At 68.8% G+C, this 17,610-nt stretch carries 9 protein-coding genes and 1 pseudogene; 6 read left to right on the top strand and 4 right to left on the bottom strand.

What is annotated here, in order from left to right:
• Positions 1-16: 16 nt before the first annotated feature.
• The gene (locus tag G3I71_RS29820; protein ID WP_164319314.1) at positions 17-3,457 is read right to left on the bottom strand and encodes a CHAT domain-containing protein; all 3,441 of its coding nucleotides are present in this window, start codon (positions 3,455-3,457) and stop codon (positions 17-19) included.
• Between the two features lie 349 nt (positions 3,458-3,806).
• Between G3I71_RS29820 and G3I71_RS29825 the strand changes: the two genes are divergently transcribed.
• The 4 genes from G3I71_RS29825 (at position 3,807) to G3I71_RS29840 (ending at position 10,429) form a co-directional block, all read left to right on the top strand.
• Entirely contained in the window at positions 3,807-4,055 is a 249-nt protein-coding gene (locus tag G3I71_RS29825; RefSeq protein ID WP_164319316.1) for a hypothetical protein, read from the top strand.
• A gap of 3 nt (positions 4,056-4,058) precedes the next feature.
• Entirely contained in the window at positions 4,059-5,009 is a 951-nt protein-coding gene (locus tag G3I71_RS29830; protein ID WP_164319318.1) for a hypothetical protein, read from the top strand.
• A gap of 133 nt (positions 5,010-5,142) precedes the next feature.
• Entirely contained in the window at positions 5,143-5,559 is a 417-nt protein-coding gene (locus G3I71_RS29835; RefSeq protein WP_164319320.1) for a hypothetical protein, read from the top strand.
• Between the two features lie 190 nt (positions 5,560-5,749).
• Positions 5,750-10,429, top strand: a complete 4,680-nt coding sequence (locus G3I71_RS29840) for a CHAT domain-containing protein (protein ID WP_164319322.1) — start codon at positions 5,750-5,752, stop codon at positions 10,427-10,429.
• A gap of 385 nt (positions 10,430-10,814) precedes the next feature.
• Here the strand turns inward: G3I71_RS29840 and G3I71_RS29845 are convergent, their stop codons facing one another.
• On the bottom strand, positions 10,815-11,270 hold the full coding sequence (locus G3I71_RS29845; RefSeq protein ID WP_239149425.1) for a transposase: 456 nt from the start codon (positions 11,268-11,270) through the stop codon (positions 10,815-10,817).
• A gap of 128 nt (positions 11,271-11,398) precedes the next feature.
• On the opposite strand from G3I71_RS29845, the pseudogene G3I71_RS51430 reads away from it, so the two are divergent.
• A pseudogene (locus tag G3I71_RS51430) lies at positions 11,399-11,542 on the top strand (IS5/IS1182 family transposase); the annotation flags it as partial.
• Between the two features lie 117 nt (positions 11,543-11,659).
• Here the strand turns inward: G3I71_RS51430 and G3I71_RS29850 are convergent.
• Entirely contained in the window at positions 11,660-12,694 is a 1,035-nt protein-coding gene (locus G3I71_RS29850) for a hypothetical protein (RefSeq protein ID WP_164319324.1), read from the bottom strand.
• Complete coding sequence (locus tag G3I71_RS29855; protein WP_164319400.1) at positions 12,695-13,273, bottom strand: SAV_6107 family HEPN domain-containing protein; 579 nt, start codon at positions 13,271-13,273, stop codon at positions 12,695-12,697.
• A gap of 850 nt (positions 13,274-14,123) precedes the next feature.
• Here G3I71_RS29855 and G3I71_RS29860 point away from each other — a divergent pair.
• Complete coding sequence (locus G3I71_RS29860; protein ID WP_164319326.1) at positions 14,124-17,516, top strand: hypothetical protein; 3,393 nt, start codon at positions 14,124-14,126, stop codon at positions 17,514-17,516.
• Positions 17,517-17,610: the final 94 nt, after the last annotated feature.

Raw genomic sequence — 17,610 nt, forward strand, 5'->3', positions numbered from 1 at the left:
GGTGCTCGCTGGGCAATCAGGCGCCAACGTGGAGATATGCCGCCCAGAAGGAGGGCAGCCGGGCCAGTTCATCCCGCGCGGCGCGCACGGCGTGATGCAGGGCGAGAGCCGAGTTCTCGGTCGCGAGCGCCTTGCCTTGTGCGAAGAGGTACTTGTAGAAGCGCTCAGCGAACCTGCAGGCGTAGGCATCATTGATCTCCCAGAGCGTGCCCACCACATGTGCGAAGCCTGCCATGTGGAAGGCGCTGGTGAGATGAATGGCTTCATCCCACAGTTCAGGCACGGCTGAGAGGGCGGTGCCGCATGCGGACAGGTAGGCAAGACGGGCGTGTCCGAGCTTTAGCTGCGCGAGTTGGGCCACGGTGAGCGGGCTCGTGTCGTGGTCGAGGAGGAGCAGTCGGCTCAGGGAGGGATCCGAGGGATGGTCGTCACCGTGGCAGGCGAAGTGGACGATGGAAGACCGGGGCAGGTGTGACAGGACGTTCTCGCCAGTAGGGCGGAGGTCTTGGGCCACGGTGCGATTGTCTCGTGCCGTGTCGCTGTCCGCGTAACGTCCGCGTTCCTTTTCCATGAGCAGCACATGGTGGGGCAGGAGGTCGCCCACGATGGACACTTCGGCGGGAACGTGTTCCAGGCGCCCGGGGACGCCTGGCGTGACGGGCATGGCGACGATCAGCGCGCGGTCCTGTACATACTCCGTTGTGGTGCCTGCGGTCCGGCGGGCGTGCCGCAGGGAGCGGACGGTCGGGGTGTAGGAGGAAACGACCCGGTCCATCACCGTCCGGCACCGCGGATCGTCCGATGGGTCCGAGTGATGACCTGCGGCGTGCAGAGGCAGGACGCTCAACAGGCCGCCTGGCGCCCACCAGATGCGTGGCCACACCGCGCCGGTTGGGGGCGGCCCATGATGGCCCAGAGCCCGGAGCACCGGCTCTGCCACGGCGTCCCAGAGCCAGGCGAGCGTGTCAGTGATGTCGGCCTGGGCACGTCGTCTGCTGGTCGGCGTCGTTCCGTCCGTCGCGGAGCGGAGTGCCTGACGGAACGCAGTGATCCGCTCCACCACCTCTGAGCGCGGCAGGCCAGGAAGTTCGAGGGACCTGATGCCGTCTGCCGTGAGAAGCAGAGCGTCGCTGCGGTAGGTACTGACATTCAGGGCGACGATGGGCCCGTCCTTGGTCTGGGCGATCAGTTCTTCTTCGCTCAGAGGGAGTGCGAAGTCGGCGTAGCCGTCGATATCGCGGATCAGGGTCAGCGTCGTCTCGAACTCGGCTGTGATATTGCGCCGCTGGTCTGCTGAGCGATGCAGCCAGGGGGAGGTTTCTTCGGCGTCGGCGGACATAGTGTCGGGGAGGCTGTCCAGCAGATCGCGCAATTCCACGAACCGCGCCGCGAGCTGAGGGTGTTCCCGGCGGAGGGCACTAAGGTCGCTTCGAGTGTCCACTGACTGGTTGAGGAGAACGGCTCTGCCCGTTTCCAACAGGTGCAGGGCTCGGGCAGCTCGCCGGTCCTCGGACCGTCGCCCGTCAGACAGGGCGTGTGCTGCGGATTCCGCAGGCAGCCCGGTAAAGATTGCGAGAGCGTGCTGCTGGTCCCCTCGTTGGAGGTGCCGAGGCGTCAACAGCGGGAGCAGCGTGATCGCGTGTTCAAGCAGGTCGGACGCTCGCCCGAGGTTGGACGGGGCGATCAGCTGCGCCGCGGTGATGCCACTGAACACGCGCAGGAGCGGCACGGCGGTGGCGCGTTCGAGTACGCCCGCGAGGACGGTCGACGCGACATCGCGGTCTGCCTCAGCACGGGCAGACGCGTATCGAACGCTCAGGGCCAGCCCGAAGGTGAGCTGTGCTTCGTCTCGGTGCGGGTGGTCGCGTTCACGGGTGGCGGCGGACAGCGCGGCCCGGGCTGTGTCGACGGCCTCGTCCATATCCCGTGCGGCGCCGGACCGAGCGGCGCGCTCCCGCAGCGCCCCGGCGAGGTTGGCCAGCCACTTCACCTGATCGGGGTGACCGGAGGGGGTGTCGTCGACAGCTCTACGGGCAGCCTCGACAGCCTCACCAATGTCCGACTTGCCCCCAAATCGCCCGAACCGGGATTCCAGCGCCATAGCGAGGTTCGACAGGCGTCCGGCGCGGCGGGGGGAGCCTTCCGGGGTGGCGTCGACGGCGTTTCGGGCCGCCTCGACAGCCTCGTCGATGTCCGCCCGATGGCCGAGTCGCGCGAACCGTGTTGTGAGGGTCAAGGCGAGGTTGGACTGGCTGCCCGCCCATGTGACGTGATCGGCCCGTATCGCGGCGACCGCGGCGCGCATGGCCTCGACCGCACCGTTGAGGTCTGCTAGGGCTCCGTTCAGCCGGTATCGCCGCTCCAGCGCCACGGCTAGGTTCGACAACGATTCGGCCCGGACGGGATCGTTGTCCGGGATGTCCGACAGTGCTGCCCTGTGAGCCTCGACAGCGGCGTCCAGGGCTGCTGCGTCGCCCCTGGCCTCCGATCGGAGCCGTAACGTGGTTGCCAGGTTGAGCAGCCGGGTGGCCCTGTCCGGATGATCATCGGGGGTGGCGTTCAAGGCCGCCTGGTCCGCCTCCAACGTGGCATCGAGGTCGGCTGGGTCCTGGGTTAATTCGAATCTCGCCCTGAGAGCCCCGCCGAGATTGGAGAGCAGCGCCGGCCGGTGCGGGTGACCGTCGGGCGTGATCAGAAGGGCCTCGCGACCGGCCTCGATCGCAGTAAGCAGGTCTTCCGCGTTCCCGGTGCGCTCGAACCGCGCTGATAACGCGAGGCTCAGATGGGTCAGGTTTGCCGCGCGGTCGGGATGGCCCGATAGGGCGGCGTTCACCCCTGCCCGGGCCACGGCGATCGCTGCATCGATGTCCGCGACCGCGTCCGTCCGTTTGTACTGGGCAATGAGGGCGTTGCCGAGATTGACCAATCGTCCGGGTGCCCTCGGATGGTCGATGGCCGTCGCATCCACGGCGGCCCGCCCTGCCACGACCGCTGCCGCCAAGTCGTCCGGTTCACCAGTCTTTCGGTATCGGCCGGCAAGCGCGATGCCCAGGTTCGACAGTCGCTCGGGCAGATCGGGATGGTCTGCTCTGGTGACGGTCACGACAGACTGCCAGAGGGTCACGGCAGCGGTGAGGAGACCGGGGTGCTGTGCGTCGACAGCTTGTTGCAGCGCAGTGCGGGCCACAGGCTGTACGGCGTCTGCAACGTCTGGCAGCAGAGGAGGGGGAATGTCGTGGACTCCCGATACGAAGCACAGCGTGAACAAGGCGACTGCCGCCTCGCGATGTCCTCGAGCCTGCTCGTCGGCCAGGGCCACCGAGCGGTACCAGTGGAACCAGGCCAACGCGTACCGGGCCCGGACGTCGTAGTCGTCATCGCTCAGTAGGGCGGACAGCCGGCGGGCTGCTTCTGTAGCGGCCGGATCCAGTACCGCCGTTACGTCGTGCTGTGCCACTACCCATGCAAGCCGGGACTCAAGGCACGCGGTCCAGTGATTTCGCTCCTGCACAAGCCCCCCGCGTTTCGCCATATGGCAGCGACGCTAGCCGAATGTGACCTAGGATCCGATGACTTGGGCGGATGTGATCGGATGATTCATCATCTGATGCGTTTCACAAACCTGGCTGTGTCCGGGCCCGGCCCGTCGGAGTCCGGGTACGCCGGAGGGGAACATAATGAGGGCTCTGCCGCAGCGAGCTGCCGATGGCCTCGCGGTCGTGTGTGCGACCCGGGAGGCAATTCGTGAGGTCTTAAGGGACGCCGACAACGGTGACGACACGCCGTTGGGGTCTGTGCTGAGCGCCGTGACCGGCGACGGAGACCTGGCGGCCGCGCTGGATCGCCTGCATGCTGCGCTACTGAACGCCGGCGACGCGTTGGGGCTGTACGGGCAGCAGCGACGATCGCTGCTGCCCCCTGGGCACGACGAGGAGCCGCTCGAGCTCTGGTACAAGTGCCCGATGCGCATCTGTTCCGGTCGCCCCTGGCCGCAGCCCGAGCCGCTGCTCCGTTGCCGCATAAGCGGGCACGAGATGATCCGCACGAGGCTGTGATCCGTGGGCGGCTTCCTGGGAGAACTCGGCAAGAAACTCGCCGAGCGCTGGCTGTCTCTGCTCGTCCTACCCGGGGCCCTGTACCTCTCCGTCGCCACAGCGGCGCTCACGCTCGGACAGTCGGACGCACTCGACGTGGTGCTACTGGCCGACCGGATCGGCGGCTGGGCGAAGGCTCCCGCCGCGTCCACCGTCGGCGGCCAGGTGGTGGTGTTGGCCGCCGTGCTCGTGGGCGCGGCGCTGGCGGGCATCACCGCTCAGGCACTCGGTTCCCTCGTCGAGCGCGCCGCGCTCGCCGTCGGATGGCGCAACTGGCCTGCTCCCTTCCGATGGATCGCCGACCATCGTGTACGTAAGCGTCGACAGCACTGGGACAGCGCCCACTCGGCTTACCAGGCAGGCGTGGCGAGAGCCCGTCGCACGCACCATGGAGGCGCACCTCCTGACTCCGCTCAGTGGCGCGCCGCCCATCAGACCCGCTCCCGGATCGCTTCCGAAAGGCCGGACCGGCCGACCTGGAGCGGGGACCGCGTCCATGCAACGGCCGTTCGCCTCGATCGTGACCACCATCTCGACCTGGGTACCCTCTGGCCTCATCTGTGGCTCCACTTGCCCGACACCGCACGTGCCGAGATCACCATGGCACGTCAGGACTTGACGCGCGCCACTACGCTCGGTGGTTGGGCTGTGCTCTACGCTGCACTCACCTGCTGGTGGTGGCCCGCGGCCCCGGTTGCCGTAACACTTCTGCTCACTGCCCGATACCGGATTCGTTCCGCAGTTGCCACGGACGCGCTGCTACGCGAAGCCGCCACGCGCCTTCACGCGGTTGAGCTCGCACGCCACTTGGGCATCGATCATGTCGGCCCCCTCACTCCCCAACTCGGTGACACCCTCACTCACCTGCTGCACACCCGCCCGCCCGCGTCCACATCCGACTGTGTGTCTCCCTGAAGGCCGATGCAGCCTCGACCAGTACGAGCGCCGCTGCGGATGCCGTCGGCCGTTAGTCCGTTTTCAGGGCGCTCGCAATGCCTGGGAACCGTGAGTCCGTGTCACGATGTTTCCCCTTCCGCAAGACGGTGGTGTGTCCTACCGGCAGGAGTGCGGCCTGGACCTGCCGAGTGTGTGGCCTCGTCTGTGGCTCGTGCTGCCCGATACCGCGCGCGCCGAGATAAAGGAGGCCAGAGAAGCGGTCAGCGAGGCCACAACGCTGGCCGGCTGGGCCGTGCTCTACGTCGCCGTGGCCTATCTGTGGTGGCCCGCTTTCCTCCTGGTCGCCGGCCTGTTCCTCACGGCACGGCAGCGAGGGCGCCGGGCCGTGCAGGCATACGCCCTGCTGGTGGAGGCGGCGCCCCGACTGCACGCGAGCGACCTGGCCCGCAGTCTGGGCTTCGACCACACCGGTCCCCTCGACGCCCGGACCGGGCAGGCCATGACCCTGCCCGTCCAGGTGCAGGGTCATCTCATCCCGCTGACGGTCGGCTGGCCCCGGCAAAGGTAGCCGGGCTGAGTGCGGGATGGTCTGCCAAATCCCGTCATGGGATGATTAGTTATCGTTGTGACCGGGGGTGACTGACGGGGCGGTGGAACAAGACTTCCTCGCGGATATGGAAGCGCGGTTGCAGCGCTTCCGGACCAGTGGTGATCCTGCGCATCTGCTGGACGAAGGCGCCCAATGCGAGGCGGCTGCGTTGGCCACTTTCCTCAACGCCGATGTCGACCTCAGGTGCCACTTCACGCTGGGGTTGTTCCACTGGTACCGCAGTCGCCTCCTTCCTTGGCGCGACGCCATGGAAAACGCCGCGAAGGCCCAGGACTTGCTGTTGCCCTGCTACGTCGCTGGACGGGAAGACCTTCCGGCATCCGTGGTGCCGGTCCTGGCCGCGCGCGTTCTCCGGTCGGCGACCGGCCGGCTGGAGGAGACGATCGCCGGTTCGGCCGGTCCTCCGCCCAGCGAGCTGGTGTCGCTGTGGGCGCGCAGCTTGGAGCTGGCGGCGCCTGGGGTTCGGGAGGAGACCATCGCCCGAGTGCTGCCCGCGGGCGGAACGTATACGCCGGAGCAGTTGGACCTCCTGATCGACGTGGGCCGCGCCATCGCCAAAGCCACTCCGCGGGGCCATGGCCATGAAGCCCCCGGCATGTCCGTACTGGCCAGTTGCCTGATCGAGCGCTTTCACGCCAATAACGCCACAGCGGACCTCGAAGCGGCTGACGAGGCGTTCCGCAGGGCTCAGGGGATCACACCGCCAGACCACCCGATGGCCACCCAGCTGGAGCTCCAGCGTCGCCAGACGCGGCGCCTGCGACTAGCGCACATGGCAGGGAAGACAGAACTCGACGAGGCCGTCCGAGCCGCGTGCAACGCCCTGGTGGCTGCCGAGTCCGCCCCCGATCGACAGTCCCGGCTCCACGACCTCGCCACCGCGCTGGACAGCCGTTACCAACGGTTCCGGTCTGCCACCGACTTGCAGGACGCCATCAACGCATTCCAGGAGCTGAACGACCGTGCACCGGTCGACCACCCGGACGTCCTGCGCATCGACGAGATCAGCTCTTTGGCCGAGTTGTTGTCCGCGCGGTACCAGCTTCACCAACGGTTGCCCGACCTGGACAAGCTGATCGACGCGCTCACCGCGCTCGTCCACACCGTCCGCATCACGTCCCCGCTGTACATCCCCTCCCTGCGCCATCTCGTCACCGTCATGGCGGGCCGCTCCGAGATCACCGGCCAGCCAAAGGACCTCGACGCAGCAATCACGCTACTCGAGACCATCGAGCGTGATCTGCCCGCCAAGGCGCCGCCGACCGCCGACGTTCTCCTGCTCCACGGCCGCATCCTGCAGACGCGGGCGAGCCGCCTGGCATTACTAGCGGACCTTGACAAGGCCATCGAACTGTACGGGTCGGCCGCGGCGGCTTCGGCGCCCGGTCGGACCGTACGACTCGACGCCCTGCAACGTCTGGGCTCGGCCCTGGGCCAGCGGGCTCAATGGTCGGGTAGCCGGCCTGACGACATCGACAAGGCGGTGTCCGCCGCCAAGGCAGCTGTCGACGAAGCTCCGCCCGATCACCCCCTACGTCCCTCGCTCCTGCACGACCTCGCCGGCGCCCATCATCTCCGACACAACCTGACCCGGAGCACCGCGGACCTCGACGCGGAGATCCGCATCAACCAGCTGCTGCTGGATGCCGGCGGCACCGAGGACCCGGAATACCCGCTGCACGCCCAAAACCTTGGGATCGCACTGCTGTTGCGGTCCGAAGCCGTGAACGCCCCGTCCGACGCGAACGAGGCGGTGGACGTACTGAGCGCGGCCCTCCAGTGGGCCAAAGAGGGCACCCCGCAGGTCGGTGTGCTGGAGCACATTCTTCGTGGGGCATACCGGTGGCGCTTCACATTCACCCGGGACTGGCGGGACGCGTGGGCCGGGGCCACGGCCACGAAAGGGAATCCGCCCCCTGATGAGTCATCCGCCGACCGGCTCTTCATGCAGGCGGACAGCTGGCCACAGTCTCTCTACCCCGTCCTCGTCGATGGACTGGGGGTGGCGCATACGGAGACGCCCGGCTGGAACGAAGGTCTGATTCCCTTCCTGACCCAGGTGGGTGAAGCTCTGGACAACGTGCCTCCAGGGACCCCCGGATGGCTCTACGCGCAGCGCTTCAGGCAAGTCCTGCGTGAGTCGCCGGCCGCCCTCGGCAGCCTGGCCGGGGTAGAGGAACTGATCAACGCCTACAGAGCCGTTCTGCAGCCGATCAACCTACCAACCACGACCACCGGCCACTTGGACTACGACGCCTCGCTGAAGGCGCTCAGGCACGAGCTCCGTGACCCCGCCGCCCGCCCGTACGGCGCGCTGCGCGTCCAGACGCTGATCGACGCACAGCACAAGGCACTCGAAGAACCGGAGCCATCCGTGCCTGCGCGGTACACCCACCAACTGCTGGCCTGCGCTCTACTCACCACCTACGAGCGCTCCGGTGACCTGCACGAGCTCGACGCGGCCGTACGCGCCATGCGCGCTGCACTGGCGGCCACCCCTTTCAACAACCCGGAGCGGGCCGCGCACCACTGCTTCCTGGCCGATGCCCTGTGGCAACGGTACGAGCGGACGGGCGAACAAGAGGACCTCACCAGCGTGATCGCCTCGCTGAGACACCTGAGCAAGCTGCTTCCACGTGGCGGCTGTGGGCAATGCCGGCGGTGCCGCCTGCGGGGCCGGCTCCACTTCAACCTCGCCTGCGCGTTGCGGCGCGTCTTCGAACAGACCGGGCGTGAGGAGGACGGGGCGACGGCCCTCCTGCAGGTATACCTGGCACGGGCCTACGTGCTTCCGGGTCATCCCGACTGCGACCTGTACGGGGCACTGATCAACTGGTGGACCCCGGCCTCCGCACAATCCACCGAGGACTTGAAGGAACTGATCCGTGCCTACCGCGCCGTGAACGACGACCTGCCCGAGGGAGATCCCGATCGGACAGTGTGTCAGTCAAGTCTCGGAGAGCTGCTGCGGCCGCTTCACCTACGTACCCAGGACAGCACGACCTTGGACGCGGCCATCGAGGCTACCCAGTGTGCCGTAGCGGGAACCGTGGTACCGCGGGCGGCACACGCCTGCGACCTGACGCGGCTGGCCGCACTGCTGCTCCAACGCCACCAACAAGAGCGCGATGAGGCCGACCGCGAAGCGGCGATCCAGGCGTACACGCAGGCGGCGGCCGTCCCCACAGCACCGCCGTCCCTGCGCATCCACGCCGCCCAATCCGCCGCCGCACTCTGCGCCCCCGACCGCCCCAGGGATGCCACCCAACTGCTCACCAATGCGATGCGACTGCTCCCCGACACGGCCCCTCGGCATCGGCCGCGCGCGTTGCAGGAAAGCGCCCTGTCCGCTTTCCCCGGCCTGGTGGCCGACGCCGCGGCACTCACGCTCCGCACTGCGGATGCGGAGACGCAGGAGCCGCCTGCCTACCAGGCGTTAACCCTGCTGGAGTCAGGCCGTGCGGTACTGATCTGCCAGGCCCTGGAGGTCCGGGGCGACATCGCCCTCCTGCGGCAACACCATCCACAACTGGCCCACCATTTCGTAGAGCTGCGCGCCGCACTCCATCTCCCCGACGGCGAAGGCGAGGTGGAAGGAGAAGCAACCAGCTCAGCGACCCGAGCCTCCCAGCACAGTCGCCGCCTGACCGAAGAGCTCACCGAGGTGCTGCAGGAGATCCGCAGGCAGCCCGGTTTCGCCTCGTTCGCGCGGCCGCCGACCCTGCGGCAGCTGACAGCCCAGGCAGCCCAAGGTCCCATCGTCGTCTACAACGTGAGCGACTACCGCAGCGATGCCCTGATCATCACTGAAGACGGCATCATGAGTCTGGCGCTGCCGACTCTCACTCCGCATGCCGTGAGACATCAGGTGCGGGCCTTCCAGCATGCACTGAGGCAGGCCACCGACCCGCAGCTGAGAGCCGTGGATCGTACGGGCGCCCAAGGACGTATGCGGACCGTTCTCGCATGGCTCTGGGACAGTGCGGCCGGTCCCGTGCTGCACCGCCTCGGCATCGACTCCGCGCACCGCACATCAGCCCCATGGCCCCGAGTGTGGTGGATACCGGGCGGTCTGCTCGGGCAGCTCCCCCTGCACGCAGCCGGCCGTCACGACGAGGCCCTCGACGCCCCCGATCGCCGCACCGTACTGGACCGGGTGGTCTCCTCCTTCTCGCCCAGCATCCGGGCACTCGACCACTCCCGCACGCGCGACAGAAGCCAGCACCGGCCACTCGACAAGGCGCTGATCATCTCCATGCCGACGACCCCCGGCATGAACGCCCCGCTCAACTGCGCCGATAAGGAAGCCCACCTACTGAAGTCCCGGCTTCCCGCGTCCCTCCGACTCACGGACGCGACGAGCGCTCAGGTCATGGAGCACCTGGCCGACTACCCGATCGTCCACTTCGCCTGCCATGCCGTGTGTCATCCGACGGAACCCTCGCAAAGCACGTTGCTCCTCACCGACCACGCCTCCGCTCCCATGACCGTGCGACGTCTGAACACCCTCAACCTCGGACAGGGCCGGCTCGCCTACCTCTCCGCCTGCAGTACGGCCGTCACCGCCGCCGATACCCTGCTCGACGAAGCCATCCACCTCACATCGGCGTTCCAACTCGCAGGCTTCCCTCATGTCATCGGCACCCTGTGGCCAGTGGACGACACGACCGCCCTCCAGATCGCCACGGCCTTCTACGGCCATCTCACCGAGACCGGCTCCGGACCCGGCGACGTGGCTCTGGCACTGCACAAGGCCCAGCGCGAACTCCGCGATACCCATCCTCTATTGGTCAGCACCTGGGTCGCCCACCTGCACACCGGCGCCTGAGCGGCTCAGTCTTTAGTCTTCTGGGGGCGGGCACTCGTAGGCGAGGTTCCCGCAGGCGCGCTGATGCGCCCGGTACTTCCGCGGCCGGCCGTCAAATCAGGCCCGCGTCTAGGCACCGATGGGTGTTCAGCACTTCGTGGATACTGATCCGCGGGTGGCCTGGAGGACCGCTTGGGTCGTCTCCCAGCGAGTGCAATCGCAAAGTAGGCACATTCTGGAAACGTCGCAGGACCACGGACGCCATAGGGCGCCAACCGCGTCTGCACGCCAGCGCAGTCGAACTCACGACGAATCTGCACCGGAGCGGCTTCGTCGTCTCACGGCTCCGCGCAGAGGTCCCGTCAGGACGGACCCCCAGCGGGGCCGCACCGTATCACCGACGCCCCTATGACGCGGGGGTGTAGGAAACCGGTCTGACCAGGTTGAAGACCTCGCGGGCGGCATATCGCTTGAGGCATCGGATGATCTCACGGCGGGTCTTGCCCTCCTGGGTGCGGCGTTCGTAGTACGCCTGGGTGCGCGGGTCGTGGCGCAGCCGGGTGAACACGATGCGGTGCAGGGCGGCGTTCGCCTGGCGGTCGCCGCCGTGGTTGAGCCGCCGCGTGCTCCGCCGGCCCGAGGAGTACTCGACGGGGCTGACTCCGCAAAGGGCGGCAAAGGACGCCTCGGTGTTCAGCCGCTCGGGGTTGTCTCCCATGGTGATCAGGAGCGTGACGGCACTGTCCGGGCCTATGCCCACCGGTACGAGCAGCTGCGGGGCGTGGCGCTCGACGAGCCGGGTCAGGCGTTGGTTGAGCTCATCGATCTGGCCGGTGAGCTGTTCGATGCGCTGGGCCAGCATGCTCAGGGTCCCTGGAAGGAGGCGCCAAGCACCCGGAAACGGCTGAAGCCACTGGTGCGCGGTATCCCCGCAGATCCGCTCCCGGCGCGGCTCACGTTGTCTGCGGCCGGCCGGACTCCGGGCCGACGGGGACGCTCGCGGAGTGCGACCGCCTGGGCGACGGCCGGGCCGACTGCTCCGCCACGCACCGCCCGAATGGCGTGCACGTGCAGTTGCTGACCGATCCGGATGGCCGACCGCCGTGGATCTCAGCCCGGATGCCCTTCCGTTCGTCGGCAGTCTGTGTGACGCCGCCTCCAGTTGCTTACAGCAGCACGAGAAGTCGCATCCGGGAGACGCAACTCGCCCACAGATGCCAGCGCCGACTCCCGTCGTCACCGGGCGGTCGTTCACCGAGGCTCGCCCATGCCAGGCGAGGAGCGGAAGCGGTTCAAAGCGACAGCTCGGTCGTGGAACCGGGAACGGGACATCCGAGAGACCATCCGCCACATTTCTCTCTCTTCTGCGATGTCCTGTGGCAGGTCAAGGCCCATGGCCTGAGCCAATGGGAGGCGCCCCAGGTTGACCAGTGCGCGGACGGCTGCCGCCCATTCATCAGTCGCTGCAACCGCGGCCCGATACCAAAGCGGGCACAGAGCGCAGAGGACGCCGGCCGTGCCGAGGAGAACTGGAGGATCGGAACTATCAACCGATGTGGCACACAGGGCCATGGCGACGAGGACTGTGTGCCCGTACAGCAGGGCTATGAAGAAGTCGACGCTGGTGCGCGCGGTGTCGACCTGTCGGCGAGCTTGCTCGGGTGCCATCGCGGTGAGCTCGTTCCAAAGTACCTGAGAATCTAGGCGATACCGGTCATAGCCGTACTCCTCCAAGCGCCGAATGGCGTTGCCGAGCCTAGTAGGCGTGACCTGGTCGTCCTGCACCGGATATCTGGCCAGCCGCTCACCAAGCAGCGCCTGCTGCGTCGCTGTTAGTACTTCGTCGCGTGGATCCGGCCCGGCTGGGGCTCCTCCGTCAGGGGTAGGTGGCCTCTGTGCAGTGCCTGCCGACTGCATCCGCTCAGCTGCAGCCCGACGCGCGCGGCGCGTCCGTGTCAGTTCATCGGCCAGGTCGCTACGGCGCTTGCGGTGGTGGCGACTGCGTCGCGCATACAGCCGCGCCGGCCAGAGCAGGTACCCCTCCAAAACTCGATAGAGGGGGACTTGCAAGGCATTGAGGATGAGGCCCGTCAATACGGAAGCAATCAGCAACAGCAGCGCCTTGGCACCCGGCGAGGCAGTGAATATCTGGTTCGCCACCGGGACCTGGCGCAGGCTGGGCCCCATGGTGATGGCCAGAATGCCCAAGTTGATGGCTGTCGGCAGGATCCAGCCGACCAACAGGCTCCACCCGCCACCGAGAACACCCTTGGCGATATCCCCCAACTACTCGTCCCATTCATCGTCGTCATCGCCCAATGGAGGGCCCGGCGGGGTGTGACCAAGGGGTATGTCTAGCGGTGGGCTTTCGAGCGCTGCGCGCTCGTCGGCGTCTCTGAACGCGGGCTCCGGGTCCGGCAGTCGCAGATTTTCAAGCTGCCGAGAGTCAGACAGGAGTATCCGCTGGCTGATCCGGAGAAACATCCGAGCATCGCGAAGCAAGTCCTCCGCTTCGCGCATGCTCGCCGCGCCCGGGAGGCCGGCCTCGGCGCGAGCGCGCGTTCGAGCCCTGGCCGCGAAGAGAACGCTCCACTCGGTCAGCTCCGGAGCTACTTCAGGAAGCACCTCCCATGCGCTGCGGATCTGCCTGCGGCGCCCATCGCTCGCGCCTTCCGGCGGCCGGCCTCGGGCAGCAAGCACTGCGGCGGCGGTGCGTAACGCTGCCAGATGAGCCGTGGCGAAACGATCATTCGCAGACTCCATCGCAGATGCCTCTTGCAGGCCGGCCTCTGCCTGGGCCAACAGATCCAGCGCAGGACGGGGAACGGTCCCCTGAAGCCTGCGGGCTCTCGCAGCGAGATCCATCAACTCTCGAAGGCGCGATATCAGCGCCTCTGGGACGCTGGTGGCTGCCAAAGCGTCATCCAGCTGGCGTGCGACCGTTCCAACCGTTCGTTCCGCATCGGCGATCTCGTCGAACGCGCGGTATACGAGCGCCACAGCCCTGACGGTCTGGGCGTCCGTACCAGCCGCGAGGTGGAGGCGAATTTCCGCTAGGCACTGTGCGACTGCCGTAGAGGTCCCAGGGACGTCATTGACGTCTTTCCCATAGGTGAAACGGATAACGGTGCCGCCGTGGCCATCCGAAACAGCACCCTCTTTGACCGCAGATCGTCGACTGTTGCCCGACGCCATCACACCCCCGAAGCCCACACGAATGTTGCACACGACGCCCTCACCAGTGGTGGCGTAAGGACGCGCGATCCGCCCGAGGTTATCGCGCGGGGAACCTCCTGGACACGTGCGAGTCGGGCATCTGCAACCGCGACTGCTCTGGTTAGTACCGGAAAGCGCGACCTGGTACACGGCCCCAGTCAGCGCCCAGGAGCGGCCCAGCGGTGCGTCTGGCTGCCGGGGCGGAAGGGCGGAACCGCCTCTCAACACAAATCCCTTGCACAGGTGTGCAGTCGGACCTCGACGCTGGCTTCGCACAGCAGCGCCGCGCTCTCCTGCGCAGACTGTCCGGCGCCCACCACGACGACATCCGTCCCCGGAGAGCCGCACGTTGGCACACGACCGGCTGGCGGAGTTACTGACCGAGCCTGCATAGACCGCCCCAGAGCCCGCAGGGACAGCCACACAGCCTGCCGCACGCGACCCCCGCCCCGCCGAAATCCGCAGGCGCCACCCCCGCTCGCCAGACAGAATCGCCCTCATGTCCCAGCGCACCGAACACCTGCTCACAGCCGTCGACCGGCTCTCCTACCCCCACCGCATGCGTGAGCTGGCCTCCGCTGCCCGGCGCGCCGCGGCAATGGGGGCGGTCGACGAGCTTGTGACCGGGCTCGCCGCCCACGGCGTCCACGGGCGGCGGCTCGCCGCCACCGCGGCGGACATGGTGCGCCACGACGCGTATCTGGAGGGCTGCCTCGCGGACCCCGACCGCCTCGTCCGCGCCCCCGCGATCAGGGCGCTGCGACAGGGGCGGCTCACGGACGCCACCGTGATCGAGGCCATCGAGGACGCACCCGCCGCCGTGCGGCAGCAGCTCGTGCACGCCATCGCCGTGGCGGGGCGTACGGGTCTCGCCGAGGCGCTGGTCGAGCCGACGTACCGGCGATGGGGCACCGAGGCCGCCGCGGAACTGCTCGCCGCCTGCACGGCGGAGACCGCCGCCCGGCTGCTGCCCCGCCTGTTCCGCGGACTGAGCTCCTACCGGCTGCTCGCCGCCCGCCATCCCGCTCTGCTGCTCGCCGAGCTGGAGCGGCAGCTCGACACCCTCCCCGCCGTCGTACGGGACGGCTGGCTGGCGTCCCACGCGGACGCGCTCGCGCTCCTCGCCGAACGGGATCCGCTCGGCGTGCTGGGCGTGCTCGAGCGTTACGAGACGCTGCCGATGCCCGTGGACCGCAAGCTGCACCTCCTGGCCGAGGCTGATCCCGGCCGCACGGTGCGGCTGCTGCTACGCCCGAAGCTGCGGTCCCGGCTGAACAGCGGCCACCTCGAACCCGCCGTGCTGCGCCGCCTCGTCCGCCACGCCCCGACGGAACTCACCGACCTCGCCTGCGCCTGGAAGGACAACGCGGCCGCTCTCGCCCGGCTGCTGGCCTGCCTGCCGCCCTCCCGCCGCGGCACCCTGTTCGACGCGGCGATGGAGGGCAAGGACCTCGCCCACGCGGACCTCAGCCCCGCCCTGCTCGACGTACTGCCGTACGAGCGGCGCACTGCCGAGGCTCGGCGGATGGCGACGCTGGCCCGCGGCAGGGGTGCGCACTGGGCGCAGATACTGACGGCAGCCGCCTATCTGCCGCCGGACGAGGTCCGTGACGACCTTCTCACCGCCGTCCGCCGCTCCGCCGCGGACGACCGCGCCACGGCGTACCCACTGCTCGTCCGCAACGCAGCACGCTCCCGCGACCCACAGGAAGTGAGCCGGTTGCTGCGTGCGCTGCTGCGGCTGCGCAATGAACAGGACCCGGTCCGCAGCGCCGCCCTCTCCGCACTGGCGGAGGTGCGCCCTTCGCTGTTCACGGAGGACGCCGCCGAGGACCTCGGACGAATCGCCATCGACGCCGTCGAAGCCCGCGACTCCTCCTGGAGCACCCGTCACGCGCTCAGCACGCTCGCCCTGTCCGTGCTGCGCGAGCACGCCGTCACGGGCGGCACGCGGCTCATCGGCTGGGCCCTCGACACCCTCACCCGCCTGTCCGGCCACACCGGCGGCACGAACGTCGGCCGCCTCGACATCGTGCTGCGGCGCGGCCAGGAGTACGAGGTGCTGGCGGCGCTACGGCCGTGGCTGGAGGCCGCCACCGACAAGGCCGACTACTCGCTCGTCTTCGCACTCGTACGGGCACTCGGGCGGCGCGCGTGGGGGATGGCCGAACTCCAGGAGTACCTGTGGCAGGCCGTCCAGTTCGGAAACGACGCGTCCGTCCGCACCGCCGTCGACCTCTGGCTGGAGCAGCCGAAGGGGCGCGACGAGCGGGTGGAGCGGATCGTGCGGCTGGAGCCGTCCGCCGCCGTCCTGCCGTCCGTTCTGAGCGTCCTGACGGGGTGGCGTACTGACCTGCTCGACCCGCTGCTGGCGGACACCCCACCGTACGGCCGCTTCCTGACCGCCCGCAGTCATTGGACGCCACGCACCTACCGGGCCCACCGCTGGGTGCCGCGCCAGCAGCGGGCGGCGGCGGAGCTGCTCGCGCGCACGGCGGGCGACGCGGGGCAGCCGATGCATGTGCGCGTCCAGGCCCTCTCTGCGGCGGCAGTGATCCCGGAGGCGGGCCTGGAAGTCGTCCGCCGCTACACGGGATCGTCGAACGCCCCGCTGGCGGAGGCGGCCCTCGGCGCACTGCCGTGGACCGACCGCCCCGACGAGGTGCTGCCACTGCTGCTGGAGCACGCGGGCGGCGACCGCGCCCGGGTCGCGGTCTACGCGGCGACGCGGGCCGCGCAGTACGTCGCGCCGTCGCGGCTCGCCACGGAGCTCCGCAGGCTGCTCACGCCGAAGGACCCGCGGACGGTGAAGGTCACCAGCCGCAAGGAGGCGGTGCGCCTCGCGGCGACGATGCTGCCCCCGGCGCAGGCGGCGCCGCTGCTGCGGGAGGCGTTCGAGCTGCCCGGGCAGCACCACGACGTGCAGTCGGTGTGCGTCGCATTTGCCCAGGGGATGCTGGCGGAGCCAGCCAGCTGGCCCATGCTGGAGTCGGCCGCGCAGGGACGCACGGAGCTCCGCCAGGAGCTGGCACGGGCGGCCGTGGCCGAGGTGGACGAGGAGCATCGGGCCAGGTACGCAGGGCTGCTGCATCGCGCCTGCGAGCCGCTCGAACCGGAAACGGCTGCGGCGCTGTTCCCAGCACTGGCGGAATGGGCACCGTGGCAGCCGGAGATCGCCGAGATGCTGGTGGCCGCCACCACGGACCTTGCCGATCGGGCGGTGTGGGCGATGGCCGGGCAGGAGCTGGTGGAGCTCGCGGCGGACGACGACGGCCCGTACCTTCGGGCCCTGCGGGCGATGCTGGAAGCCACAGGAGACCCGGACCAGCCCGACGCCGAGCCCGAACGCGACCAGCCGGCCCGGCAGCGGGCCGCGAGCCTGCTGCACCACCTCCTGCTCCACCACCGCTACCGGGGCGGGGGCCGGCCGACGGCGGACGCGCTGCTGCGCGCCGCCGACACCGCCGCCGGGCACGAGGATTTCGCGCGCTCCGTCGCCGAACTCCGGCTGTACGCCCTCGAACTGAACAAGGACGCCACCGCGCTGTCCTCGGGCCTGCGCCGACTGGCTGCCGACTGCGAAGGACGTCCGCTGCTCGCCCGGGACATCGCAGAAGGGATCAGCTCGCGGCTCAACGCGATCAGCGGCTCCGCGCCGGACGCGTGGTTGGAGACCGCCCGCACGCTGGGTGCGGAACCGGACCTGGTCCAGGGCCTGTTCGCCATCAGGCTCACCGTCTCCGGCGGCAGCCGTTCTCGGTGGACGGAGCCGTGGCGCGGCCAGCTCCGCACCCTGCGCCGGCACGCACACCCCGACGTCCGCGCGTCGGCACGCGAGACGGTCACGGCACGGGAGGCGCCGCCGTCGGTCCCAGGGACGATCCAGTGGTGACCGGGGCCCGCGCCGTCCGACCAGGTGGAAGACCTCCCGGGCCTCATAGCGCTTGAGGCAACGAACGATTTCACGCCGGCTCTAATCGAGGAGA

The sequence above is a fragment of the Streptomyces sp. SID12501 genome, assembly GCF_010550245.1.
Lineage (GTDB): Bacteria > Actinomycetota > Actinomycetes > Streptomycetales > Streptomycetaceae > Streptomyces.

Bases quoted from the DNA above. Each gene is read 5' to 3' on its own strand.
- G3I71_RS29860 (WP_164319326.1), top strand. From the start codon at position 14,124: ATGTCCCAGCGCACCGAACACCTGCTCACAGCCGTCGACCGGCTCTCC.
- G3I71_RS29855 (WP_164319400.1), bottom strand. From the start codon at position 13,273: ATGGATCTCGCTGCGAGAGCCCGCAGGCTTCAGGGGACCGTTCCCCGT.
- G3I71_RS29845 (WP_239149425.1), bottom strand. From the start codon at position 11,270: ATGCTGGCCCAGCGCATCGAACAGCTCACCGGCCAGATCGATGAGCTC.